Below are 23,214 nucleotides of genomic sequence, written 5' to 3' on the forward strand. Positions count from 1 at the left end.
TGTTGGACCCTCTGTCTGCCCGTTCGCTGGCGAACGAGTGGCAACCTAACGGACGATCCAGTTCTGGGGCCGTGCGGGATTCATCAGCAGGAAACTGCCGGGTTCCCCGATGAAGATGATGCCTTCATCCTCTTCCGACGGCCCGATATCAATGATGATGATCGGGTCATCCAGTTTGATCACGTCGTCGTGGTGCGCTCCCGTCCAGGGATCGACCACCATGGGTTTGGCGTGGTCGCCGGGAACCAGATCCCCGGAACCGTCGCCCCAACTGGAACCGGCCAGCGCGGAAAGGGCCAGATTGCAGAGGAACAGGGCGGAAAAGGCCAGAACTCGCATGTCAGGATACCTCAGGTGGATAAGTGTGCGGTCAATAATACACAGAGGAAACGCATCTGTCTAACAATTTTTACACCTCCCGATAAATTGAGCCGAAAGTGGCCATGCGAACCACGTTATGGTTCAATTCCCCAGACACTTCCCCGCGCAGTGGCCCTGACAGACAGTTTGCCAAGAATGCCGACACTGGGAAGTCCGAGAAAATCCACACAGCGGACGGGCGATTCCGGGTGAAAAGTCGGGGAGTGTCTTGAAAACCCGACAAGAACAGGGATCCGATCGGGATTCCCGGTCCCCAGGAAACGGAGAGCTGTCGCGACTCAGGGTCATACGGAATATTGACTGGGCCGAGGGAAGCGGGCAATCGGGAGTCCAGGACAGGCAAACCTGTGCTGCGGGCAGGGAAACGGGGCTTCCGGGCTGAATGACAGAGTGTCAGTCGGGGGCAATCCGGTGGGTTGACCGCTCGCCTCAATCAGGGATTTTGCCATTCGGATCGCGCCGCTGGTCATCGAGCAACAGGCATCCCCCGGTTGGCACGCGACCTTTCCCGGCGTTTGACGCGTTGTCAGGCCGAGAATCGTGGGACGCGCTGGCTGATGCCGGTGAGGATCTCCCAGGGAATCGTATCCGCCCAGGACGCCAGTTCCTCGATGCGGATTTCCTGCTGGCCCTGGCGCCCCACCAGCACCACCTCGTCGCCATTGTAGGCTGTGCCGTCGGGCCCCAGGTCCACCATCAGCTGGTCCATGCAGATACTGCCCGCCACCGGATAGCGGCGCCCCCGGATCAGGACCTGGGCCTTGCCGCTCATGGCACGGCGATAGCCGTCTCCATACCCGACGGGCACGGTCACCACGCGCGTATCACGCCCGGGCCGGTAGCGGTGTCCGTAGGAAATGCCCTGGCCGGCGGCAACACCCTTGTAGTACACCACTCGGGAGGTCCAGCCCAGTACGGGTTCCAGTTCCGGAAGCTCGAGCTCCATCCCCTGCTCGGGCCAGACCCCGTAGAGCAGCAGTCCGGGGCGAGCCAGTTCCAGACGCCCGGCACTCTGGCGGGCCAGCCGGAGGCAGCCCAGCGAGTTGCCCAGGTGCCAGCGGCAGCCAGCGGGCAGCAGACCCCGGCAGCGGGATTCCAGCTCAAGGAAAACGGCAAGGGGCTGTTCGAGCAGTCGACGATCGGCCGAGTCGGCATTGGCCAGATGGCTGTACACGCCGCGGATCTCCAGCCGATCCAGACCGGCGGCCTTTTCGATGAAGGCCGGCGCGTTGGCCGCATGCACGCCGATGCGCTCCATGTCCACATCCACTTTCAGGTGCACGGGGGCCCTGCGCCCGGCCAGTTCCGGATCCTGGCTGAGGACGGCCTGGATCTGCTCCGCCTTGTGCAGGGACGACACGGTGAACTCCAGGTCGTGATCCAGATACTCGCGGATCTGGTAATCCACCAACCCACCCATCACCAGAATCGGCAGCCGCAGGCCCGCCCGGCGCAGCAGAATGCCCTCCTCGAGGAAACCGACGGCCAGCCCGCCAGCCCCGGCGGCTTCCAGAGCCTGGCTCACAGGCAGTATGCCATGGCCATAGGCGTTGGCCTTCACCACGGGATACAATCCAGCGGGTCCCAGACCGCTGGCGCGGGCCAGCCGGGCGAAGTTGCGGGTGAGGGCCTGCAGGTCCACCTGCACGCGCGTGGGTCTGAGCGGCAGCGAGCCATCGCTCTCGAAGGAGTAACCGTCCAGCATCAGAAGGGCCTTCCCAGATGGAACTTCCAGTACCAGCGCCCGGCATCCCCGCGGTCCAACCACTCCAGCTTGTTGCCGGCATAGCCACCGGCAAGACTGAACAGGGTCGAACCGCTGCCGCGCAGACCCAGTTGCAATTCAAGCCCGCTGGTCCACAGCGAAAGCGGATCCTTGAGTCCCGCGCCCAGGCGTTCACGGTGGGCAAGCTGACCCAGATCGGCGAAGGTCGCCAGGTTGAGGCGGCCATTGCGCAGGCCGACCAGATTGAAGACGTCAGGCGCTCCAAGTGTCTGGCGCAGTTCGATGGTGGAGTACAGCACACGATCGGCAGCCAGATCGCGGTTCAGGCCACGCAGGCGCCAGAGTGGTCCCAGTGGGGCTTCGGCCAGAGGACTGCCCAGCTGGCTCAGCTCGGCGAGAGGTTCCAGCAGCGGATCGGCGCCCAGTCCCAGGCTGCGCCAGGTGTCCTTGCGGCCCGAGAGCACCTGTGCCCCTGCCAGTGCCACCAGCTTGAGTGAGGGCAGGAAAGTGGGCTGGATCCTGTACACCTGCAGAGTCAGCAGATTCACGTTTTCGTCGCCATTCAACCAAGGACGCAGCAGGGCGCCCTCGATGCTCAGGCCATGAGCCCAGTCGGGCCAGAGCCGCGAGAGCCGGTCCGCGGGTGCCGAGGACCACTGCAGACTGCCCGCCACCCGGCTGCTGCGCCCGCCTTGTGGTAGGGGCCGTTCGCCTCCTGTGAAGACCAGATCCGAGGCTTCGGTGTCCTCCACGCGCAGACCCAGACCCGCGGCCAGACTGCCACGCAGTCCGAGAGGATACTGCCACTTGTGCCGCGCCCAGACTTCCAGCGAGCTGCTGCTCAGCTCCTCCAGCTGACCATCGTACACGGTGAACGCCGGATCCCAGTGCCAGGAGCCGTTCAGGCCCAGCACCCACGAGGTCTGGAGGTTGCTCAGACTGAAGCCGTAGCCGCCGTCCAGGCTGTGTCCGTCGGTTGCCGCGCCGTAGAGACTGAGGGTATTGTGTGCCAGCGGATCCATCAGCACCAGCAGACCGGCCACCCCGCCCGGCAAGGGCAGCACCAGCCCGAAGAAGGGCTGCAGCTCGCTGGCCCGGTAGCGACGGTCGCCAAGCACTTCGGTCGTGGGTGCCGGGTCATCTGGCACACGGATTTCGGGAAGCTGTTCGCGCCAGGCCGTGTAGCGGGGCTGGATCACGGCTGCGGCAGCCCGGGCCTCACGCGCGGCCTGCACCAGCAGCGGTCGACTGACGCCCGCCGAATCCAGAGCCAGGCCGATCACGACGCGCTCTCGGCCCGCCGCGCGGCTGGCACTCCAGAGCCCTTCACCACTGAGGCTCAATGGGCGGCTACGGCCCGCCAGATCCAGTTCCTGCAGGTTGGCCCGATAGTCCTGGAACACGGTGCAGACCAGGCTGCTGTCCCCCAGCCAGACGGGCTGGCGCTGGTCCAGAGAATCCGCAGCCAGGCGCCGGGCTCTGCCGGTGGCGCGCTCGACCAGGAAGATGTCCTTGCGTTGATGATCGTCGTCCACGGCCACCGCCAGCAGACCTCCGTCGGGAGAAAAGACGGGCGACATCATCTGCCAGCCGGGCCCCGGATCCCAGAGCGCGCTCCAGGCCGCATCTCCTTCGTTGATGGCGGCCTCCGGCGACTCACACAGCTCCAGACGATGGCGACCTTCCAGAGTGCGGATGCAGACCAGAGCTCCATCGGGCGCCAAAGCCGGATCCTGGGCTCTCCGCCAGCGAGTCAGCCGCGTACGCTCGCCGCTGGCCAGCTCCAGTCTCCAGAGGTCCGTCAGGCGTGAGCCATGACGATCGATGCCCCAGCGGTCGTACACCACCTGAGCGCCATCGGCCGAGATGCTGGCCGTGCCCTTGAGCGGACCGGAGTCCAGTTGTTGGCTCCGGGCCAGGCTGTCGCAGGCGATGCGGTACAGGCCATTCTCAAGCTGGGTGGTGCGAGTCCGGCCCACAGCCAACCAGGCGCTCGAGTCGGGCAGCTGGCCCAGCCAGGCGATGCGGGCCATGGGCAGAGTCACACGCCGGCCGATCTCGTCCAGTGGCTCGCCGGCCACCAGTTCTGCGTTGTAGACCCCGTTCATCAGTCGGGTCCACTCCTCCTCGAAGTTCTCGAGGCTCTGGCCTGTACAGGCCTTGAAGGCACGCTTGAAATCGTAGGTCTTCAGCGGGGAAGCGCGCCAGTTGCAGATCCTGACCAGGGTGCTGTCGCCGTCGCGCCAGGCCAGGTAGAGCACGCGGGCATAGCCGGCGTCGTGGGCATCGCTGGCCGGCAGACGGCGATCGAGACTCTCGGCACGCAGGTCCCGGTCGGAACGCAGCGTGTTCCAGTTTTCGGTGTAGTACTCGGCCAGACCCTCGAGCCACCAGGCGGGAACTCCGGCCAGTGCCAGCCCGCTGAGTCCGCGCCAGTCGTGCATGGCCTCCATGGCCACCACGTGCTGGAACTCATGCGCGATGACCTGGCGCAGCCACTCGCGTCGCTGGGAGAAGTGGCGCACATAGTCGTTCTGGTTGACCCAGATCGACATCCGGCCGGGCACGGCGAACCCATTGACGATCTGGTCCACATCGGTGATCGCCAGCTCCGTGCGCCGCCGGGGCTCCACGCCCAGCTGGCGGGTCACCGGCTCCCAGACCTGCTCGGCCACATCCGCACAGGCCCGGGCCGTCTCTTCCAGTCCCACGGGGTAATGCACGCGGAAGTGCTCGGTGCTGAGGGTGCGCCAGCGCAGCTCGCCATGGTTCTCGCCGGTCATCAGCTGGAACATGGCCGAGGCGCGCGGCACACTCCCACAGGCAAGCAGGCAGAGCAGAAAACAGAGAAAGCGGATCGGCATGCGGGGTCCTATCGTATCACGGAAATCCGGCGCTGCTCGTGTTTGTCGGCACTTTCAAGATCCAGCAGGTAACTGCCGGAAGCCAGTCCCGAGAGCTCCAGGCGCAAGGGGTGCACGCCGCGCCCCGGAGCAGCCGAGCCGGTCAGTACGCGGCTTCCGTCAAGAGAGTGCAGGGCCCAGCGCACGGGTCCCGCCTGCTCCATCTGCAACAGCAGGGTCAGTGCATCGCTGGCCGGATTGGGCCAGGGCTCCTCCGCCAGCAGCCCGGGCACACTGCTGCGCAAACCAGTCTCGCCGGAGAGCAGGCTGGCCTGGAGCACACGGTCCGCGTCCAGCAACTGCAGGCGGTAGCGCACCACGTCGCCGGGCAGCAGGCCCGTGTCCACACGCTGATGCAGACCCACCTCAGCGGTCAGACTGTCCAGCAGGATCTCGTCGCTGCCGCTGACTCGCCAGAGCCGCTGGATGCCACCGTCCAGTCCGGAGTTCAATCGCCAGCTGAGCCGGATCTCGTCCAGGGTCGGTGTCACGATGAAGGCCGAGAATCCACCCAGAGCCTGATCCATCAGCTCGGGCAGCCAGAGCAGGCCGCGCCCTGCCTGAGGTGTGTAGTCCACGCCTGTTTCCGCCAGCAGGGCCATCGCTTCCGCGGGCCCCAGTTCGGGACGGGCTTCCAGCAGCAGGGCCAGTCCACCGGCCATGGCAGGAGCCGCCATGCTGGTACCCTGCAACAACCAGTAGTCGCCACTGGGGTGGACCCGGTCCAGACTGGCCGACGCCGCGTCACTCAAGGGCGCGAAGATGCCCTGCCCGGGCATCAGCAGATGGGGCAGTTCCCTGCCGTCCACACGCGGGCCCCAGCCGCTGAACAGGCTGGGCAGCCCCACGCGCGAACTGCCCGAGTACTGGCGGCTGCCCGCCTGGCTCAACCAGTCCCAGCGACTCACGTAGGAACCCACGCTGATCGCGCTGTCGGCCGTGGCGGGCATGCCGATGGTGTGCTCGCTGACCGGACTGGCGAAGGCCAGCGCACGCCCCCAGGCCTGCACGGTGCGCGAGCCTGCCTGGCTGTGCGAGATGCGCAGACGCCACTCGCCCGGAGAACTGGAGGTGACCAGCTCCAGCATGCATTCCCAGTCCTGGGTACGGTGTGCGGGTTGGGGAAAGGTGATGGTGGTGCCATTGTAGACGCGCGAGGCCCCGGGACCGAACGAGGTGCCGTCAGGCGCGATCAGACTCAGGCTGGGGCCATCCGTGGAACTCACGTAGGCCGCCAGCTGGGCCGTGGCCTGTCCTTCGGGTGTGAAGGCCAGCTCGATGCTCTGGCCATAACCCGCCTCGCTGTGAATCCCGGTCACCGCATTGTTGCCCGCCGCCACGCAGAGCAGGCGTCCCGGGCCGGTGAGGTCGCTCAGTTCCTGCTCGAACCAGGAACTGCCGTCGTGGGGGCCGATGTGTGATTCGAGACTGAGATTGACCACGGCGGGCAGGTCCCGCGACTGGGCCTGCTGAAAGACCCACTGCACGCCTGACAGCACGTCGGATTCCAGAAAGGTGGTCCGCACGATCAGGAGATTGGCCTGTGGAGCGAAGCCGCCGAACTGCCCCTGCGAGGCCAGTCCACTGCCCGCGGCAATGCCGGCCACGTGGGTCCCGTGTCCGTTGTCGTCGCGGTTGGGCACGCTGCCGGCGTCCAGCTCGGCCTGACTCCAGACACGCCCTTCCACCTGGTCCCAATAGGCCAGAATGCGTGTATGCCCCTGGGCATCGCGGAAGTCCGGATGACTGGGGTCGATGCCCGTATCCACCATGCCCACCACGACACCGGCACCACTCAGCCCCAGACTGCCACTGGTTCCCGGCAGCACGAACTCCGCCCCTGTGGCGATGCGGGCTTCATCCAGAGCGGGCTGGCAACGTTCGACCGAACCGGGTTCCAGTCCGGGGTTGGCCTTCAGCAGAGCACGCAGCTCGGCCTCGTCCAGTGCCCAGACCGCGCCACGGGTGCCCCGGAATGTGCGCTGACTGCTGCCCGGCAACGCGGCAAGAGCAACGCCGGCTCCGGGATCGGGCAACCAGTAGAGATGGTGCAGTTGCGGGGAGGTCTGGCTCTGGCGCAGCCACTGCAGGCCGGCTCGACCGGTCAGGGACTCGGGTCCGGTGGGCGTGATGCGGTCCGGAGAAGCCATCAGTACCGCCGGAATCAGCAGGGCCGCAGCCCAGGCCACGCTCAGTCGCGCGCGGCCTCGAGGGTGTCGCAGATGGTTCGGCAAAGGGTCTCTTCATCCTGTTTGTGATCCAGGCTGCGGGTCCGTCCTTCCCGCCCCAGGGCCTTGAACCAGGTCAACTGCTTGCGCGCATAGCGCCGTGTGTTGCGGTAGACGCGCTCTTCAAGTGTGTCGCGGCCGATGCGTCCCTCAAGGAAGTCGCGAATGTCCTGAACGCCCACGGAACTGAGTGCCTGGCTTGTCTCAGGCACTCCGGCCTTCAGCAGGGCCTCGACTTCCTCGATCATGCCTCCGGCCAGCATGGCTTTCAGGCGCCTGTGCAGTCGCCCGGTCAGGGCTTCCAGCGGCGTGTCCAGCACGAAGAGCAGGGGCCTGACCGTCGCGGGGCGCCGCAGGCTCTGCAGGGCCTGGCTGGCCGGCAGGCCGGTTGCCAGACAGATTTCCAGATGGCGACGCAGCTTGCTGACATCGTTCACGCTGATCCACGACGCCTCGGGGTCCAGGGCCAGCAGGCGTGCGCGCAGGGCGTCGGGGCCTTCGCTCTCGAGCCACTCAAGGACCTGAGCCCGCAGCTCGGGCGCGGGACTCACGCGTTCCTCCACCGGATCGATGAAGGCCCGGATGTAGAACACGCTGCCGCCACTCATCAGAAAGGCCGGGGAACGTGGGGGGCCGCCCTCGATCAATTCACAGCAACTGCGGCAGAAGTCCCCCGCACTCACGGTGTCCAGTGGGTCGTGGCTGCCCACCAGGTGATGGGGCACCCTGCGCAGCATATCGGCGTCGGGGGCTGCGGTGGCCACCTCGAGCCCGCGAAAGAGCTGGCGGCTGTCGGCATTGAGGATCTCCAGTCCAAGGCGTTCGGCTACCCGCAGTGCCAGGCTGGACTTGCCGCTGCCCGTGGGCCCGGTCAGGATGGGCAGCAGCGGCAGGGGCGCCTGGCTCATGCCCTCAGCTCCGGCCGAAACGGCGGTTGAGTTCCTGAAGCCCCAGGTTGATCACCACCGGGCGGCCATGGGGGCAGGTGAACGGTTGCTGGCAACTGAAGAGTGAGTCCAGCAGGCTGCGGATTTCGGTGTCGGAAAGGGGCTGGCCCGCCTTGATCGCCGCCTTGCAGGCGACCGAGGCCGCCATGGCCTGCAGCGGGTCGGGCATGGAACTGGAATAGATCCGGTACTGGTCCAGAATGTCTGCCACCAGACCCTCGGGATGGGTGCGGCCCAGATCGGCGGGGATGCCGGTCACGCGCACCTGGCCCTCCTCCATTTCCATCTCGAAGCCCATGTCGAAGAGCATGGGCAGCACTTCCTCGAAGAGCAGCTGATCGGTGTTGTCCAGCTCCAGATCCAGCGGAAAGAGCAGGCGCTGGCTGGTGCCGTTGTGGCGGTGCATGGCGGTGTGCACACGCTCGTACAGCACACGCTCGTGGGCCGCGTGCTGGTCGATGATCACGACTCCGCTGTCCACTTCCACGAAGAGATAGGTGTTGTGCAGTTGCAGGAATGGGCTGCGTCCCAGCCGGTCGCCTTCCATGCGCGAGCCACCTGCGTCGCCGGGAGGGCTTGCATGGAAACGCGCGACGGCCTGAGCACTGCTGCCCAGATACTCCTGAACACCCTGCTCGACGGCCCGGCTGTCGGCGGGGGCGCGGAACAGGTCTTCCTGGTTGCTGAAGGAGCGTGCCGCAGCGCCCACTCCGAACTCACCGCGGACCAGCCGCCCACCCGTGCGCTCACGCCCGGGAAAGCGCTCCGTCGGTCGGTCCGGCGAGCCGGGAGACCCCTCCTCAGTGGACGACACGGGGCGCGCCACAGTGATCTCGGGGCTCACGCCTTCTCCGCCCGGATTGAGGTCGAAGTTGCGCACGTTGCGCCCCGACAGCGCCTTGAGCACGGCCAGATTCACGCTGCGGTGGAAATAGTGCTCGTCCTCGAAACGCACTTCCTTCTTGGTGGGGTGCACGTTCACGTCCAGGCGCTGGGGGTCGACCTGCAGGAAGAGCAGGAAAAAGGGCACCTGGTCGCGCTCGAGGGTGTGGCCGTAGGCCGAGAAGACCGCATGGTTGAGCACGCGGCTGGTGATGGCACGACCGTTGACGTACAGGTACTGGTCGCCATGGCTGCGACGGAAGGTGTTCACCTTGCCCACATGACCCGTGATGCGGATGCCCGAATCGCGGTAGTCCACGGGCATCAGCCGCTGGGGCATGTCGTCGCCAAAGATCTGTGTCACCCGCGTGGCGTCGTCGCCGGCGGGCCAGTCCTCCAGTTCCTCCCCGTCGGAGATCAGGCGGAACGCCACGTCGGGCCGGGCCAGGGCCAGACGGCGCAGCAGCACCAGACAATGGCGCAGTTCGTTGCGGTTGCTGGTGAGAAACTTGCGCCGCACGGGCGTGGAATAGAACAGGTTGCGCACCGTGATCCGGGTGCCCTCGGCACAGGCCACCGGACTGATGTCCTTGATTTCCCCATTGGCCAGGCGGATCCGCAGGCCTTCGGGGTCCTGGGCTCGCCGGGTCTGCAGTTCCAGCCGCGACACACTGGCGATGGACGGCAGCGCTTCGCCGCGAAACCCCATGGTGGCCATGGTTTCCAGATCGTCAAAACTGCGCAGCTTGCTGGTCGCGTGACGCTCGAGGCAGAGCTGGGCATCCTCGGGGCTCATCCCGGATCCATTGTCCATGACCTGGATGAAGTTCTTGCCACCGGCTTCCAGAACCAGTTCCAGGCGTGTGGCTCCCGCATCCAGGGAGTTCTCGACCAGCTCCTTGAGCACGGAGGCCGGTCGTTCGATGACTTCCCCGGCGGCGATCTTGTTGATGATCGAATCAGGCAGGCGATTGATCAGGCCAGCTCCGGGAAGAGGGGCCGGATTCAGCGGTTCATTCATGGAGTTGCAAATCCTCGCTGCCAATTTGAACGGAGTCCAACCAGATGCTGCTGACAACCTCGGGAAAGAGATACCAGATCAGCAGCAGGCTCGCCACCGCGACCAGCAGCCAGCGTCGTGCGCTGCGCGCTCGGTCTTCCAGGCCTGAGCTGCGCCGGAATTTCAGCCGCTCGCGCAGTTCCTTCGGTGGCTCCTTGAGAAAGAATGGGGTGTAGCCGAAGGATCTTCGGGCTCTGGATGAACCGAACTTCATGCTGCCCTCCCTGCGTCAAGGTCGTCGCACATGGGCCCGACGACCTTCTAGAAGAACACCCCGGTGACCAGGTTGTAGAACCACGACAGATAACTGCCCAGAGCGCCACCAAAGAAAATGATCACCCCGAAGACCAGGAAAATGCCCCAGCGTTCCAGACTGCGGTAGCGCCACTCGGCCTCGCCCGAGAGAAACAGCACGAAGATGCGCGAGCCGTCGAGGGGAGGCAGTGGCAGCATGTTGAAGGCCGCCAGCACCACATTGATCATCACGAAGTAGCGCAGAATCTCGACGGTTTCCCGCCCCAGCATGTCCATGCCCGCCAGTCCGTGCCAGACCAGACTGGCCAGCGCCACCAGCAGGATGTTGGACAGGGGCCCCGCCGCCGCGATCAGCGCCATGTCGCGCTTGGGGTGGCGCAGGCGGCGCACATCCACGGGAACGGGCCGGGCTCCGCCAAATACCGGGGCCCCGGACAGAATGCACATGGCCGGTACCACCAAGGAGAAAACCGGGTCGATGTGAGGCAATGGATTAAGTGTCAGGCGCCCCTGAAGGTAAGCGGTGTCATCCCCCAGACGCAGGGCTGCCACGCCGTGGGCCACCTCGTGGACCACGATCGAGAACAGCAGCACGGGCAGGGCGATCACCAGCTGGCTGATCAGTTCCGGATTCATCCTGGCTCCCTGATGGCTCGTGTGCGGTCGCCCGCCTTCCCGTTCCGGGCGGAAGTCCCGACAGAAGGTGGACGGCCTTGAAGAACCAGCCGCATTTCGCCGGTCAGAGAACCGGGGAAACACGGCTGGGAGAATTCACTGTGAACACCGTTTCCGGCCTGGAGTCTCCGCCGCTTCAGAACCGCAGTGGCAACTGACCGGCCGTGCGTGCCGTCTCCAGCCACTGCAGAACCATCCAGGACAGGGGAAACCAGACCACTTCCAGGTAGTTGCGCGAGAAGCGCGCCGCCCGGATCTCGTAGTTCTCCGGCTCACTGAAACCGCTGAAACGCGGAATGAAACGCGGCACCCGCTGGCAGTACTCCAGATATTCCTGCCCCAGAATCTGCCTCAGGCCCCGCTCTTCGGATATCACCACGAAGGGATAGTAGAGCAGGTAGGCCAGCAGCAGGGCCGCAAGAAATCCGGCGTGGTTGGCGCTCAGCGCCAGACCGGCCGCACCGGCGAAACTGAAGAGATACAGCGGGTTGCGCACGATGCTGTAGGGTCCGTCGCTGACCACCTTGCGGGACTTGAAACCCGCCAGATACTGCAGCGACCAGAGCCGTCCGAAGGCGGCCACCAGCAGCAGCACGAAACCGACCCAACGCACGGTCTGAGCCGTTGCGGGGCTGAACAGGGGCTGGTCCGTGAAGATCAGCAGCGCCACAAGCGCCAGACCGAAGAATCGGCTGACCAGGATCCGGTGGCGGGGAAAGCGGGCGACCAGACTCATTCAGCCTATCCGATTCACTTGGATTCCACCGTCACGCTGGCGTTCTCCACCAGCAGATCGTAGAAGTAACCCGCGCCGACGTCCACGGCGGTATTCAGGGTTCCCTTGACCACAACCTGATCGCCCACATGGACTTCGGTCTGGGTGGTGATGCTCAGGTCGTCGGCACCCTCGGCACCGCTGCCGTCCATGATGTGCAGCCAGTTCTTGCCCATGATGCCACCGCTGTACTTGGTGACCACGCCGCGCACTTCCACGGTCTTGCCCTTGTAGCTGTCCTTCTTGGCGTACAGGTCGGCGATGGTCACGCCCGCCTTGGCGATGCTGCCGGCCTTGGGCTTGGCCGACTGGGCCGCCGGCGTGTTCTTGGGGCTGCCGCTCATGGCACCCATGCCCCCCATGGCGCCCTTGTTCTCGCCGAAACCGGGGATGCCGGCGTGGGGATCGGCGGACTTGACCGCTCCGCCTCCACCCGAGATGCTGGAGACGAACCAGATCTTCTCGAAGGTGCGATTGAGGCTGCGGGCCGTGAAATCGGTCATCAGGCTGCCCTGATCGGTGGTGATGGTCTGGCCCTTGCTGACCTTGCTCTCGGGTCCGGCAAGCCAAAGCGGGCCATCGGCGGCGTCAAGCTTCACGTAGGTATAGCCGCCGGAATTCATGGTTTCCAGGACTTTTCCACTGTGTTCGGCCAGGGCGCTGCCGGCCAGCAGCAGGGTGGCGATCAGGCCAAGTGTGATGCGCATGGGAAATCCTCTTCGATGATGGGTAATGCCACGGTCGCCGGAACGGGCGTGGCCCGGATGTCGTGAATGGACGGGGCCGCACGAAACGGCACGCAACCTAGCAATTCGCTCCCGATTGGGCTTGTCCGGCAGGGCCTGGTCCGCTTGCCGGGGCCCCCGGGAGCTGGCCCTGAAACTCGAATGACGCCCCTGCGGGTTCCCGGACGCACCGGCGTCACTGGCGGGCGCGGAGCCTCGGGTCAGAGATCCAGAGCGGACAGCACGCGCGAGACCGCTTCGGCGTCGCGTGTGACGAAGAAATGCACGCCTGGCGCTCCCCCGTCCAGCAGCTCGCGGGCCTGCCGGATCGCGAAGCGCACCCCGATCTCGCGAATCTGTTCGCGGCCGGTCGCGGCCGCCACATCGTCCACCAGCTCGTCGGGCATGTCGCAGTGGAAGGTGCGCGGCAGACTGGTCAGCTGGCTGCGGGTGGTCAACACCTTCAAGCCGGGGATCAGTGGCACGGTAATGCCCTGCTCGCGGCACTGCCTGACCCATTCGAACCAGGATGAATTGCGGTAGAACATCTGCGAGACCACATAACTGGCACCCGCGTCGACCTTGTCCTTGAGATGGCGCAGATCCCAGTTGCGGCTGGGGCTTTCGAAGTGCTTCTCGGGATAGCCCGCCACTCCCACGCAGAAACCGGTGGGAGCCACATTGCTCATCTCGTGCAGGTACACACCGCGGTTCATGTCCGTGACCTGGCGCACCACGTCAATGGCATAACCATTGGGCGTGCCGCGCCGGTCGCTGGGGCCCTGCACGGGGTCGCCGCGCACGGCCAGCAGGTTGCGGATGTCCAGATAGGAGAGCTCGATCAGCGCGTCCTCGGTCTCTTCGCGCGAGAACCCGTAACAGAGGATGTGGGGCACCGTCTCCACGTTGTAGCGATACTTGATCGCGGCGCAGAGCCCCAGTGTCCCCGGGCGCTTGCGGTAGACGTGGCGCCGGTAACTGCCGTCTGGAAGCTGCTTGAAGATCGAGTCGGCCGCATGGTTGGTCACGTCCACGAAGGCGGGGTCGTGGGGCATCAGCGGGTCCAGCATGCGCTGGATGTCACTGATGCTGCCCCCGCGCGAGGGCGGAATGATCTCGAAGGAAAAGAAGGGCTTGCGCGTGCTGTCCAGGAATTCGGCGATGGTCTGACCGATCATCTGCTGCGGGTCTCCTCGTGTTGGGCCGGGCCTCGCGTGGGCGAGCGTGCCAACATAAGGATCCGGCAGGGAAGGCAATGTCATGGCACTGCCTGAAGACGCTGAATCGAACACTGGGCAACCTGCCGCAGGCATCGCTCCTGCCAGATGGAATTGACGCGCCTGGTTCAGCAACTGGTTGAGGCGAGGGCAGGACTTCGTCATGCAAGGAAAGTTGGACCATGCCCCGGCTCGCAGCCCGCAGGATGGGCAAAGGCCGCAGGCGGTGCCCATCAATCCTCCTGGACATCATCAATAGGGTGACGGTCCTTTCGACCGTCGCCCTGTTCAAGAGCATGACGGTCCCAACGACCGACACCTCGACCGCCATGTCGTCCGACGAAACCGCGGACGATGGTGGACGAGATGGCGGACGAGATGGTGGACGAGATGGCGGACGAGATGGCGGACGAGATGGCGGACGAGGTGGCGGACGAGATGGCGGACGAGATGGCGGACGAGATGGTGGACGAGATGGCGGACGAGATGGCGGACGAGGTGGTGGACGAGATGGCGGACGAGATGGCGGACGAGATGGTGGACGAGATGGCGGACGAGATGGCGGACGAGATGGTGGACGAGATGGCGGACGAGATGGCGGACGAGATGGTGGACGAGATGGCGGACGAGACGGTCGACACCCCCTTGCACGAGGCGACGGCCCCTTCGACCGTCGCCCTGTGGACCAGCTTGACGGTTCCATCAACCGTCGCCCTGATCCTCCCTGTGCAGGGATCCCAATGTGTCGGGCATCCGCGTCCGCCCGTGGATTCCCCACGGGCTATGGATGTATGATGCCCCATCCGGGGCTTGGCAAACAGCGATTGTGTGCCGGGGCGAAGCCAAAGTCCCCTTCCCTCGCGCAGCGGGGGAAGGCACGCCGAAGGCGTGATGGGATGGGGGCCTTTCGTGCCAGGATGAACGCGAAGTGTCGTGCCGCGCGAAAGTGCCCCCATCCCCCGCAGCGCAAGCGCTGCGCCTTCCCCCGCTGCGCGAGGGAAGGGAAGCCTGGCTTCGCCCCCGCAGCGCGAACATGGCTAAACATGAACACGAGTACGCGAGAGGCCGACCTTTCCCCTCAGATTCAATCCCCAACAATGGCGGTGACGCCGGTGGCGGAACCATCGAGACGGAACGGTCGGGCAGGGAGCGTGGGCCGCCGCGCTTGCTCGCCGGACCGCATCGCGGGCCAAGTTTGCGCGGCGCGAGGCCTGCGAAGAGGGTCTTTCTTTGGCTCCACCTTGCTTTGGACCCGTCCAAAGAAAGGTGGAAAACGATGCCTCACGGGAGGTCAACCCGGGCCGAGGAAGGCATCACGGAACCGAGTCTGTGACATGATGGCGGTGGAAGGGGAAGGAAGATTGAGGGTTCGGGGACTCCAGTGCGAGCGGCGACTCATGTCCCATATTCCGGGCGACCCGGATTTCGCCGGAAAGTCAGCTGACGCGATCACGCGTGTGGGGCTTCATCGGGCCCGGCTGGAGGCTACGACCTCTTGCCCTTATGTCCAATTTCTTCCGTGCTCCGGAACTCGATCACCCCAGGAAATCCATCAGGCTCTGGCTCATCACGCTGGCGGTGGTACGCAGGGCAGCCTCGTAGGCGGTCTGCTCCATGGCCCAGCGTGCGGTGGCCTTGGCCAGGTCCACATCGCGGGTCAGAGACAGCGAATCACTCAGTTCGACTTCCCGGTCCAGCAGGTTGACTTCGATGGATTCCAGCCGCATCAGCTTCTGTCCCACGGCCGAGCGTTCCACGGCGGTCTGGTCCACCAGGGTGTCAATGCGCCCCAGCAGGTTGCCGCTGTCGAAGTCCGGGTCGGAGCGCAGTCCGTTGCGCAGGCTGATCAGCAGGTCGAACATGTCGGTCTCGCTGCGGGCCCCGCCCGACATGAAGATCGCCTGACCGGGCAGGCTGACTTCAATGTTCTCACCTTCGTTCACTTCGCGTGTCACGCGGCCCTGCATGCCTTCGGGATTGGCCTGCACACTGAAGACTTCCCCATTCTCGTCCGTGTTGACGATGAAGGGGTCCTGGTCGGTGCGGCTGCCGCCGAAGATGCTGCGCCCCAGGAAGTGGCGGTTGCCCTCGGCGATCATCCGCTCCAGCACCTGATCGACCTGGTCGGCCACGATCATCCGGTCCGGCTGTGAAAGGGTATTGCCACTGCCCTGCAGCGCCAGACCGCGCGCTTCGGAGAGCAGATCACCAATGCCCGCCAGCGACTGTTCGGTCGTGGAAAGCAGCGTACGGGCCGAATCCAGATTGCGCTGGTGCTGCACGATCAATGAGATCTCGCTGTTCAGCCGCAGCACTCGCGCCCCGGCCACAGGGTCGTCGCTGATCCTGCTCACCCGACGTCCCGTGCTCAGTTCCATGTGGGCCTGGCTCATGCTGCTGTTGCGGCGTTCCAGAGTATCCAGGCTGCGGTTGTAACGGAGCATGTTCGTGATGCGCATGACATCATCCTCGTTTAGACCAGGGCCAGCAGGCTCTGCATCATCTCGTCCACCGTGGCCACCACGCGTCCCGCGGCCTGATAGGCCTGCTGCTGGATCAGCATGGCGGTCATCTCCTCGTCCAGGTTGACACCGGTCAGGCTCTGGCGCTGCTCTTCCAGATTGCCCAGGAAGGTGGTCTGCGCGTCCAGCTCACTGGCCGCGTAACTTGCCTGCTGACCGATGGACACCACCAGCCCGCCGTAGACCTGGTTCAGGCTACGCCCGCCCAGTTCTTCCAGAATCGCGTCGCCCAGCCCGGACATGCGCAAGGCCAGTTCGCCGTTGCCCACGCCACCATCGGCGCTGGCCACCAGGCGTGCTTCATCGCGTCCCGGCTCCAGCGCCAGACCGATCGTGGCCGCCGTGAGACCTTCGGGGTCGAAGAACAGCCCTCCGGCGCGGCCGTCCAGATCGGTGCCCGAGCGATGCACCGAGTTCAGCCCGCGCACCAGGCCGCTGGTGAAATGGTCCAGCTGGTCCTGGTAGCCGGGAAGTGTCCGGTCCCGCAGCTCGAGCAGGGCGCCCAGTTCGCCGCTGGATGTGTTCAGGGCTTCGCCGCTGCGTGCCCAGACCACCTGCTGCACCACGCCACCGGCGGGGTCCGTGCCGGTGGTGACCGCCAGCGCATGGTGATGCACGCCTTCGACGATGGGCAGATTGCCGAAGATCACGCGCAGCTGGCCATCGGCTTCCTCGCTCACCGACACGCTGCCCATGGTCGAGAGCTCGTCCACCAGCGCATCGCGCCGGTCCAGCAGGTCGTTGGGCTGCTGCCCCCGGCTCATGGAGTCCTGGATCCGGTCATTGAGCGCGGCCAGTTCCTGCCCCTTCTGGTTGATGCTGGACACCAGAGTGGGCACGCGGGAATCCAGATCGTCACGGCTGGCGGCCAGGCGGTCGGAACTGGTGCGGATGCGCGCCACCAGTTGCTCGGCCGTGTCCAGCAGCACCCGACGAGGAGCCAGCGACTCGGGCTCGTTGGCCAGATCCTGCCAGGCGTTCCAGAAGCGGTCCAGCGTGGATGACAGGCCCTGATCGTCCGGTTCCATCAGGATGGTCTCGATGAGCGCCAGCCCGTCGGAGCGCATCTGCGCCTGGCCCAGCAGGCCATTCTCAGCCGTGATCTGCCGGTTCAGGTGATCACTGCGGTAGCGTTCCACGCTGAGGGTCTCGACCCCGGTGCCGATCTGGCCGGGCATCGAGGGCAGCGGCTCGCTGGCTCGCAGGTTTGCCCGCTGACGATGGTACCCGGGCGTGTTGACGTTGTCGATGTTATGGCCGGTCACACCCAGGGCAAGCTGGTGCGTGTACAGGGCGCGACGGGCCCCGTCGAGGATGCCGTTGAGAGTACCCATCAGGCGGTCCTGTCCACGATGCGACCACCGGAGTCTTCGCCGTGCAGGCGCAAGTCACGCCCGTAGGTGCCCAGCTGTCCACGCAGTTTCCTGAGCCAGTCCAGTCCACGTCCGGCGTGCTCGGCGTGTTTGGCCAGCAGCTGGCGCAGCAGGGTACGGCGGCCGCTGATCTCGCCCAGCAGAGCACTCAGCCGGGCAGCCAGATCCAGCAGGCGCCGGTTGTCCTCCGCCTCACAATGGGAGGCCAGCACGCTCAGGCGCAGGCTGTCCATGGGCTGCCCCAGCTCGAAGGCCAGCGACTGCAGCTGGCGCCGGCGGCGCCCATCCACGGCCACCAGCAGGTGGTTCAGGCTTTCCAGCTGGTGCGTGCTGCGCTCGAGATCCTCGCGCGAATTGGCGCGCACGGCTCCCAACTGGGCCGAGAGCAGCCCCGACAGTTCTTCCAGCAGCCAGCATTGCTCGCGCAGGGTGCGCACCAGCATCGTGAGTCGATCCTGGGTCAGGCTCATTCCCCATATCCTCCCAGCATGCCTTCGATCTTGCGGACATAGCCCCGGGTTTCGGGATAGGGCGGCACGCCGCCGTGTTTCTCGACGGCACCCGGACCCGCGTTGTAGGCCGCGGTGGCCAGTCTTTTGTCGCCGCCGAAGCGGTCGGAGAGCTGCTTGAGATAGCGCACGCCGCCCTCGATGTTCTGGCGTGGATCCCAGGGGTTGCTCACCTCCAGCTCGCGCGCGGTGGCGGGCATCAGTTGCATCAGGCCCATGGCACCCTTGCTGGAGCGCGCCCCCGGGTTCCAGGAGCTTTCGGCGCGGATCACAGCGCAGACCCAGTCCGGATCCAGATCATGGGTGGCCGCCGTATCACGGGCGACCGTCTCGAGTCCGGCGGGAATGTGCGCCTGCGTGTGATCCACGGACAGCGGACGCCTCACGGGCCCCGAATAGCGTGCCCGTTCCAGGCTCAGCTCCAGCGGAGCGGAGTCACCGGGTTCCTGATCGGCACCCAGCTGGGCCATGATCTGGCGCGCGATCCCCAGGCCTTCGCCGCGGCTCAGTTCCTGGGCCAGATTCTCGCTCAGCATGCTCTGGTAGAAGCGCGAGGAGGTGTCGTCCTTGTCGAAGAGACCGCCCTCGTCCAGACTGGAGAGCATGCTTTCGAGCATGCGCACGCTCAGCATCTCCTCGAAGCGCCGGCCGGCTTCCGCCAGTTCGCGCTGGGCACGATCGGGGCTGGCCAGGGGACGCGGGCCGCTTTCCAGGGGCCGCGGTGTGGGGTTCTGGATCTGCATCACACGATCACCAGATCGGCCTGCAGGGCGCCCGCGGCCTTGAGCAGCTGGAAAATGGAAATGATGTCGCGCGGGCTCACGCCCAGGGAATTGAGGGCACGGGCCACCCCATTGACATCGATCATGTCGTCCAGCACCACCAGCCGGGCCTCGTCGGCCGTGACCGAGATGTCCTGGTTGGTGTTCTGCGCCGTGTTGCCCAGGCTGAAGGGCGCGGGCTGGCTGCTCTGCTGGTCGCTCTTGATCACCACCGAGAGATTGCCGTGCGCCACCGCCACCGGGGAAAGCCGCACATTGCGCCCCACCACCACCGTGCCCGTGCGCTCGTTGATCACCACGCGCGCGCGCAGGTCCACGTCGATTTCCAGGTTCTCGATGACCGAGACCATTTCCACCACCTGCTGCTCGGCCAGCACTCCCGCGGGCAATGTCACGCGGATCTGGCTGCCGTTGAGCGCGGCGGCCAGTTCTTCGCCGAAGGCCGTGTTGACGGCGTCCTGCACGCGGCGGGCATTGGTGAAGTCCTGGTCACGCAGGCTGATGGTCAGTTCTCCGTTGCGGGTCAGCCCGCCCAGCCGGTCGCGCAACACAATGCCGCCTTCGGGCACTCTGCCCACCAGGGTGTAATTCTTGCGGATGCTGGAGCCGCCCGCCTCGAAGTTGAAGCCACCGATCGAAATGGGACCCTGCCCGTTGGCCCAGGCGATCTGCCCCTCGGCATCGGTCAGCGGGGTCATCAGCAGGGTGCCGCCCATCAGACTCTTGGCATCGCCCATGGAGCTGAGGGTCAGGTCCAGGTGCTCACCCGCGCGTGCGAAGGCGGGCAGCTTGGCCGTGACCATCACGGCCGCCACGTTCTTGGGTTTCAGCTGGGCCGGATCCACGCTCAGCCCGAAGCGCTCGAGCATGTTGGCCAGGGCCTGCATGGTGAACTGGCTCTTGCTGCCGTCGCCCGTGCCGTCCAGACCCACCACGATGCCGTAACCCAGCAGGTCCAGTTCCTCGGCGCCGCGGAACTCGCTGATCTCCTTCAACCGAGCGGCTCCGGCCGTCAGGGCCAGCAGCAGCAGGAGCAGCCCTGCGGTGATGCATTGTGAAATCGTCTTGTGTGCCATGATGCCTCTCAGATCATCCAGCCGAAGAGCCAGCCGATCAGTCCGCGCCGCTGGCTGTCGCGCACCAGACCACGCCCGCTGTAGCGGATCACCGCGTCGGCCACCAGATAACTGTACACGGTATTGTCGGCGGCCACATCCGCCGGACGGACCCGGCCGCTGATCTCGGTGATCTGCTCCTCGCCATCCAGTTCGACCACGCGCTGGCCTTCGATCACCAGCAGTCCGTTGGGCTCGATCGAGACGATTTCCACCGTGATCGTGCCGTTCAGGCTGCTGCTGCGGGCATTGGTGCCCTTGCTCTTGTGCTCATTGCTGCCGGCGCTGGTGCCCGAAATCGAGGGCATGAAGGTCAGCGGACCTCCCGCGCCACTGGCCCCGATGGACAGGCCATCCTCGCGCTTGGTATTGATGCTGGCGCTGTTGCTGCCGCTGCCCGATTCCACGATCACCACGGTCAGTACCTGCCCCACCTCCAGACTGCGGTCGTCGGCGAAGAGCGAGCCGGCCAGAAAGGGAGCCCGCGAGGCGGAGACCGCAACGGTGCTGCAGAGCAGACTCAGCAACAGGGCAGTCAGCGTATCACGAATCATGCGGTGTGCGTTCATGGGTTCATCTCCAGTACGGCCAGCCCTGGGCTGAGCAGCAGGGCCTGCAGGCGCTTGCCTGAATCTTCCAGGCGCACGGGCACCATCTCGCCCACCCGGGCGCTGCGTTCCACACGTGCGGGCACACGCAGTTCGATGCCGTCGCCCCGATACCACAGGGTCAGTTGCTGGTTGCGGAACACATCGGGCACGGGCAGTACCTGGTGCTCGAGAATCGCCGATCCGGCGGCGGTGCGGCGTTTCAGGCGCTGGCCCAGCAGGGTCTCACAGTCCACGATGTCTCCTGAGTCGATCTTGGTGGTTTCCCGCAGCGACAGGCAGAGCATGTCCGCGGCAAGAATCTCGTTGCGGTCCAGTTCGCGCCGCGCCACGGGCACCCGATGCCAGCTGCGCAGTTTCCAGCCCAGCGAGAAGCGTCGGATGATCCGGTCGTCCACCCGCACGCACACCGGCAGGGCTCCCCGGGCACCTGTGCCCGCCGGCCCCAGTTCGAACACACAGTCTTCGGGAAGTCCGGCGGGGTCCACGCGGGAAAACTCAACGGCCAGGCTGTCGGCCTGGAACACCGTGTGCTCCAGCACGCGGGCGCGGGCCGCGTCCAGCAGGCGCTCCACGGACGACTGGGCCGCCGCGGCACTGCCCAGCCCACACAGCAGCAGGATCCCCAGCACTCGCGGCAGAGTCGCGGCGGACCGGCTTCCCGGCCGATGAAGAATCCGCTCTGCGGGCTGTTGTGGGTTCCTGAGCTGTCTCACGATCAGCGCCTCAGGTTGGAGGCGGTGGACAGCATGTCGTCACTGGTGCGGATGGCCTTGCTGTTGATCTCGTAGGCCCGCTGGGCATTGATCATGGCCACCATCTCCTCCACCACTTTCACGTTCGAGGATTCGAGGAATCCCTGGGCCAGCTGGCCGAACTCTTCGGTGCCCGGTGTGCCCAGCAGGGGCGCGCCCGAGGACGCCGTTTCCAGATACAGGTTCTGGCCCAGGGCCCTCAGGCCGGCCGGGTTGGTGAAGATCGCCAGCTCGAGCGTGCCCACCTGCACGGGTGCGGGGTCGCTGCCCACCAGGGCGCTCACCACGCCATCGCGGCTGACCTGGATCGAGGTGGTGCCCGCGGGCACGGCGATTTCCGGCTGCAGGGTCAGCCCGTCGGTGGTCACCAGGATGCCGTCGCTGGAGAGCTTGAAGGAGCCGTCGCGCGTGTACCCCACGCTGCCGTCCAGGCGCTGCACCTGGTAGAAGCCCATGCCTTCGATGGCCACGTCCAACGCATTGTCGGTCTGTGCCACATCGCCCTGGCTCATCTGGCGGGTCAGGCTGGTGGTCTTCACGCCCGTGCCCACCTGCAGTTCGGTGGGCGCCACGTTGCCCAGACTGTTGGCCACGCCGTTGGTGCGAAGATTCTGGTACAGCAGGTCCTGGAACTCGGCGCGGCTGCGCTTGAAGCCCGTCGTGTTCACGTTGGCCAGATTGTTGGAAATGGTGTCGATGTTCAGCTGCTGGGCGTACATGCCCGCGGCCGCGCTGTAGAGTGCCCGGATCATGGCAGACCTTCCTATTTGATGTCCACACGACCCAGTTCGCCAACGGCGCGGGCCAGATTCTCGTCGTTCGTGCGCAGGGCGCGCTGGGCGAAGGTGAACAGCTTCTCCTGTTCGATCATGCCCACCATCAGCTCCACCACCCCGCCGTTGCTGCCTTCAAGGGCCCCCTGCTGCACCACGGTGCCTTCCGCATCGTGTGCTCCCGCCCGGTCTTCGTCCGTGGGCGTGAACAGGTTGTGACCCAGCTTGGCCAGAAAACTGCGGTCCTCGAATTCCACCAGTTTCAGCTGCCCGACCACCACCCCGTTCTGCACCAGCTGGCCATCGCCATTGAGATCCACGGGCCCCGGCCCCAGCTTGAGCGCGCCCGTATCCCCGATCACGGGCAAGCCGTCACTGGTGACCAGACTGCCGTCCTCGCCCAGCAGGAAATGCCCATTGCGCGTGTAGTGTTCGCGTCCATCCAGCCCCTCGACCGCGAAGAAGCCCGGGCCTTCCAGCGCGAAATCCAGCTGGCTGCCCGTGGGCTCCAGGGGTCCCGGGCTCCAGCGTGTTTCAAATCCGCTGCGCAGCCGGTTCTCCGGGTTGTCGATGCCCCGGCCGCGATCCACGATCAGGCGATGGTCAATCAGTTCGCGAAAGTTCAGCCGGTCCTGGCGGAAGCCCGTGGTCTGGGCGTTGGCCAGATTGTTGGCCGTGATGTCGGTCTGCATGCTGCGGGCCATCATCGCCCCACCCGAATCGATCAATCCGCGAATCATCGCACTCCTCCGATTGCTGCTCCTGTGCCCTTCGGGTTTGGCAAAGGTTGTGCCAGCTGCCAGATCGTGCCACGGAATGAGTCAACTGGCTTCAAATCAAAGGCTTGCGGACTTCAGAACTCCCGAAGCTGGCCACTTGCGAAGCGGAAGGCCTTGCCCCATGGGGGGCAGGATTTTTCTGCCGCTCGCGCGTGACTCCCGGATTCCGTGGAGCGTGGCAGGTCGGGAAATGAGAAAACCCTGCCGGCAATGACGCCGGCAGG

The 23,214-nt window shown here is 65.6% G+C and carries 21 protein-coding genes; 1 reads left to right on the forward strand and 20 read right to left on the reverse strand.

Annotated features, from left to right (window positions below; all coding sequences use genetic code 11):
* Window positions 1–45: 45 nt before the first annotated feature.
* The 11 genes from H6678_09335 to H6678_09385 all read right to left on the reverse strand — a co-directional run bounded on the left by H6678_09335 (window position 46) and on the right by H6678_09385 (window position 13,735).
* Window positions 46–339, reverse strand: coding sequence for a hypothetical protein (locus H6678_09335; GenBank protein MCB9474001.1), 294 nt, complete (start codon window positions 337–339; stop codon window positions 46–48).
* A gap of 568 nt (window positions 340–907) precedes the next feature.
* Window positions 908–2,086 (reverse strand): alanine racemase, encoded by a 1,179-nt coding sequence (gene alr / locus H6678_09340; protein MCB9474002.1) that lies wholly within the window; start codon window positions 2,084–2,086, stop codon window positions 908–910.
* Window positions 2,086–4,971: a hypothetical protein gene (locus H6678_09345; GenBank protein MCB9474003.1), complete on the reverse strand. Its 2,886-nt coding sequence runs from the start codon at window positions 4,969–4,971 to the stop codon at window positions 2,086–2,088. The genes alr and H6678_09345 overlap by 1 nt, the downstream gene beginning before the upstream one ends.
* An 8-nt stretch (window positions 4,972–4,979) precedes the next feature.
* Window positions 4,980–7,160, reverse strand: a complete 2,181-nt coding sequence (locus H6678_09350) for a S8 family peptidase (GenBank protein MCB9474004.1) — start codon at window positions 7,158–7,160, stop codon at window positions 4,980–4,982.
* A 41-nt stretch (window positions 7,161–7,201) separates the two neighbouring features.
* A complete protein-coding gene (miaA, locus tag H6678_09355; GenBank protein ID MCB9474005.1) occupies window positions 7,202–8,146 on the reverse strand; it encodes a tRNA (adenosine(37)-N6)-dimethylallyltransferase MiaA in 945 nt (314 codons plus the stop codon).
* A gap of 4 nt (window positions 8,147–8,150) precedes the next feature.
* Window positions 8,151–10,088 (reverse strand): DNA mismatch repair endonuclease MutL, encoded by a 1,938-nt coding sequence (mutL, locus tag H6678_09360; GenBank protein ID MCB9474006.1) that lies wholly within the window; start codon window positions 10,086–10,088, stop codon window positions 8,151–8,153.
* On the reverse strand, window positions 10,081–10,341 hold the full coding sequence (locus tag H6678_09365) for a hypothetical protein (GenBank protein MCB9474007.1): 261 nt from the start codon (window positions 10,339–10,341) through the stop codon (window positions 10,081–10,083). The genes mutL and H6678_09365 overlap by 8 nt, the downstream gene beginning before the upstream one ends.
* A 47-nt stretch (window positions 10,342–10,388) precedes the next feature.
* Complete coding sequence (locus H6678_09370) at window positions 10,389–11,018, reverse strand: site-2 protease family protein (GenBank protein MCB9474008.1); 630 nt, start codon at window positions 11,016–11,018, stop codon at window positions 10,389–10,391.
* Window positions 11,019–11,193: 175 nt separating this feature from the next.
* The gene (locus H6678_09375; GenBank protein ID MCB9474009.1) at window positions 11,194–11,793 is read right to left on the reverse strand and encodes an isoprenylcysteine carboxylmethyltransferase family protein; all 600 of its coding nucleotides are present in this window, start codon (window positions 11,791–11,793) and stop codon (window positions 11,194–11,196) included.
* Window positions 11,794–11,807: 14 nt separating this feature from the next.
* Window positions 11,808–12,539, reverse strand: coding sequence for a hypothetical protein (locus H6678_09380; GenBank protein ID MCB9474010.1), 732 nt, complete (start codon window positions 12,537–12,539; stop codon window positions 11,808–11,810).
* Window positions 12,540–12,778: 239 nt separating this feature from the next.
* Complete coding sequence (locus H6678_09385) at window positions 12,779–13,735, reverse strand: methylenetetrahydrofolate reductase (GenBank protein ID MCB9474011.1); 957 nt, start codon at window positions 13,733–13,735, stop codon at window positions 12,779–12,781.
* A gap of 393 nt (window positions 13,736–14,128) precedes the next feature.
* Here H6678_09385 and H6678_09390 point away from each other — a divergent pair, with 393 nt between their 5' ends.
* Window positions 14,129–14,569, forward strand: coding sequence for a hypothetical protein (locus H6678_09390; protein MCB9474012.1), 441 nt, complete (start codon window positions 14,129–14,131; stop codon window positions 14,567–14,569).
* Between the two features lie 740 nt (window positions 14,570–15,309).
* On the opposite strand, the gene flgL is transcribed toward H6678_09390, so the two are convergent.
* From flgL to H6678_09435, 9 genes are all read right to left on the reverse strand, one after another.
* A complete protein-coding gene (gene flgL, locus H6678_09395; GenBank protein ID MCB9474013.1) occupies window positions 15,310–16,233 on the reverse strand; it encodes a flagellar hook-associated protein FlgL in 924 nt (307 codons plus the stop codon).
* Window positions 16,234–16,247: 14 nt separating this feature from the next.
* A complete protein-coding gene (gene flgK, locus H6678_09400; protein MCB9474014.1) occupies window positions 16,248–17,630 on the reverse strand; it encodes a flagellar hook-associated protein FlgK in 1,383 nt (460 codons plus the stop codon).
* On the reverse strand, window positions 17,630–18,139 hold the full coding sequence (gene flgN / locus H6678_09405) for a flagellar export chaperone FlgN (protein ID MCB9474015.1): 510 nt from the start codon (window positions 18,137–18,139) through the stop codon (window positions 17,630–17,632). Before flgN ends, flgK begins: the two co-directional genes overlap by 1 nt.
* The gene (locus tag H6678_09410) at window positions 18,136–18,714 is read right to left on the reverse strand and encodes a transglycosylase SLT domain-containing protein (GenBank protein MCB9474016.1); all 579 of its coding nucleotides are present in this window, start codon (window positions 18,712–18,714) and stop codon (window positions 18,136–18,138) included. Before H6678_09410 ends, flgN begins: the two co-directional genes overlap by 4 nt.
* A gap of 206 nt (window positions 18,715–18,920) precedes the next feature.
* The gene (locus tag H6678_09415; GenBank protein MCB9474017.1) at window positions 18,921–20,036 is read right to left on the reverse strand and encodes a flagellar basal body P-ring protein FlgI; all 1,116 of its coding nucleotides are present in this window, start codon (window positions 20,034–20,036) and stop codon (window positions 18,921–18,923) included.
* 8 nt (window positions 20,037–20,044) lie between these two features.
* Complete coding sequence (locus H6678_09420) at window positions 20,045–20,644, reverse strand: flagellar basal body L-ring protein FlgH (protein ID MCB9474018.1); 600 nt, start codon at window positions 20,642–20,644, stop codon at window positions 20,045–20,047.
* The gene (flgA, locus tag H6678_09425; protein ID MCB9474019.1) at window positions 20,641–21,399 is read right to left on the reverse strand and encodes a flagellar basal body P-ring formation protein FlgA; all 759 of its coding nucleotides are present in this window, start codon (window positions 21,397–21,399) and stop codon (window positions 20,641–20,643) included. The genes H6678_09420 and flgA overlap by 4 nt, the downstream gene beginning before the upstream one ends.
* 2 nt (window positions 21,400–21,401) lie before the next feature.
* Window positions 21,402–22,190, reverse strand: a complete 789-nt coding sequence (flgG, locus tag H6678_09430) for a flagellar basal-body rod protein FlgG (protein MCB9474020.1) — start codon at window positions 22,188–22,190, stop codon at window positions 21,402–21,404.
* Window positions 22,191–22,201: 11 nt separating this feature from the next.
* Window positions 22,202–22,951 carry a flagellar hook-basal body protein gene (locus H6678_09435; GenBank protein MCB9474021.1) on the reverse strand — a complete coding sequence of 250 codons (750 nt, stop codon included), beginning with the start codon at window positions 22,949–22,951 and terminating at the stop codon, window positions 22,202–22,204.
* Window positions 22,952–23,214 lie beyond the last annotated feature (263 nt).

The sequence above is a fragment of the Candidatus Delongbacteria bacterium genome (genome assembly GCA_020634015.1).
Taxonomy (GTDB): domain Bacteria; phylum CAIWAD01; class CAIWAD01; order CAIWAD01; family CAIWAD01; genus JACKCN01.

Excerpts from the sequence above, each read along its gene's own strand:
- H6678_09335 (MCB9474001.1), bottom strand. The coding sequence starts at position 339 with ATGCGAGTTCTGGCCTTTTCCGCCCTGTTCCTCTGCAATCTGGCCCTT.
- alr (MCB9474002.1), bottom strand. The coding sequence starts at position 2,086 with ATGCTGGACGGTTACTCCTTCGAGAGCGATGGCTCGCTGCCGCTCAGA.
- H6678_09345 (MCB9474003.1), bottom strand. The coding sequence starts at position 4,971 with ATGCCGATCCGCTTTCTCTGTTTTCTGCTCTGCCTGCTTGCCTGTGGG.
- H6678_09350 (MCB9474004.1), bottom strand. The coding sequence starts at position 7,160 with ATGGCTTCTCCGGACCGCATCACGCCCACCGGACCCGAGTCCCTGACC.
- miaA (MCB9474005.1), bottom strand. The coding sequence starts at position 8,146 with ATGAGCCAGGCGCCCCTGCCGCTGCTGCCCATCCTGACCGGGCCCACG.
- mutL (MCB9474006.1), bottom strand. The coding sequence starts at position 10,088 with ATGAATGAACCGCTGAATCCGGCCCCTCTTCCCGGAGCTGGCCTGATC.
- H6678_09365 (MCB9474007.1), bottom strand. The coding sequence starts at position 10,341 with ATGAAGTTCGGTTCATCCAGAGCCCGAAGATCCTTCGGCTACACCCCA.
- H6678_09370 (MCB9474008.1), bottom strand. The coding sequence starts at position 11,018 with ATGAATCCGGAACTGATCAGCCAGCTGGTGATCGCCCTGCCCGTGCTG.
- H6678_09375 (MCB9474009.1), bottom strand. The coding sequence starts at position 11,793 with ATGAGTCTGGTCGCCCGCTTTCCCCGCCACCGGATCCTGGTCAGCCGA.
- H6678_09380 (MCB9474010.1), bottom strand. The coding sequence starts at position 12,539 with ATGCGCATCACACTTGGCCTGATCGCCACCCTGCTGCTGGCCGGCAGC.
- H6678_09385 (MCB9474011.1), bottom strand. The coding sequence starts at position 13,735 with ATGATCGGTCAGACCATCGCCGAATTCCTGGACAGCACGCGCAAGCCC.
- H6678_09390 (MCB9474012.1), top strand. The coding sequence starts at position 14,129 with ATGGTGGACGAGATGGCGGACGAGATGGTGGACGAGATGGCGGACGAG.
- flgL (MCB9474013.1), bottom strand. The coding sequence starts at position 16,233 with ATGCGCATCACGAACATGCTCCGTTACAACCGCAGCCTGGATACTCTG.
- flgK (MCB9474014.1), bottom strand. The coding sequence starts at position 17,630 with ATGGGTACTCTCAACGGCATCCTCGACGGGGCCCGTCGCGCCCTGTAC.
- flgN (MCB9474015.1), bottom strand. The coding sequence starts at position 18,139 with ATGAGCCTGACCCAGGATCGACTCACGATGCTGGTGCGCACCCTGCGC.
- H6678_09410 (MCB9474016.1), bottom strand. The coding sequence starts at position 18,714 with ATGCTGAGCGAGAATCTGGCCCAGGAACTGAGCCGCGGCGAAGGCCTG.
- H6678_09415 (MCB9474017.1), bottom strand. The coding sequence starts at position 20,036 with ATGGCACACAAGACGATTTCACAATGCATCACCGCAGGGCTGCTCCTG.
- H6678_09420 (MCB9474018.1), bottom strand. The coding sequence starts at position 20,644 with ATGAACGCACACCGCATGATTCGTGATACGCTGACTGCCCTGTTGCTG.
- flgG (MCB9474020.1), bottom strand. The coding sequence starts at position 22,190 with ATGATCCGGGCACTCTACAGCGCGGCCGCGGGCATGTACGCCCAGCAG.
- H6678_09435 (MCB9474021.1), bottom strand. The coding sequence starts at position 22,951 with ATGATTCGCGGATTGATCGATTCGGGTGGGGCGATGATGGCCCGCAGC.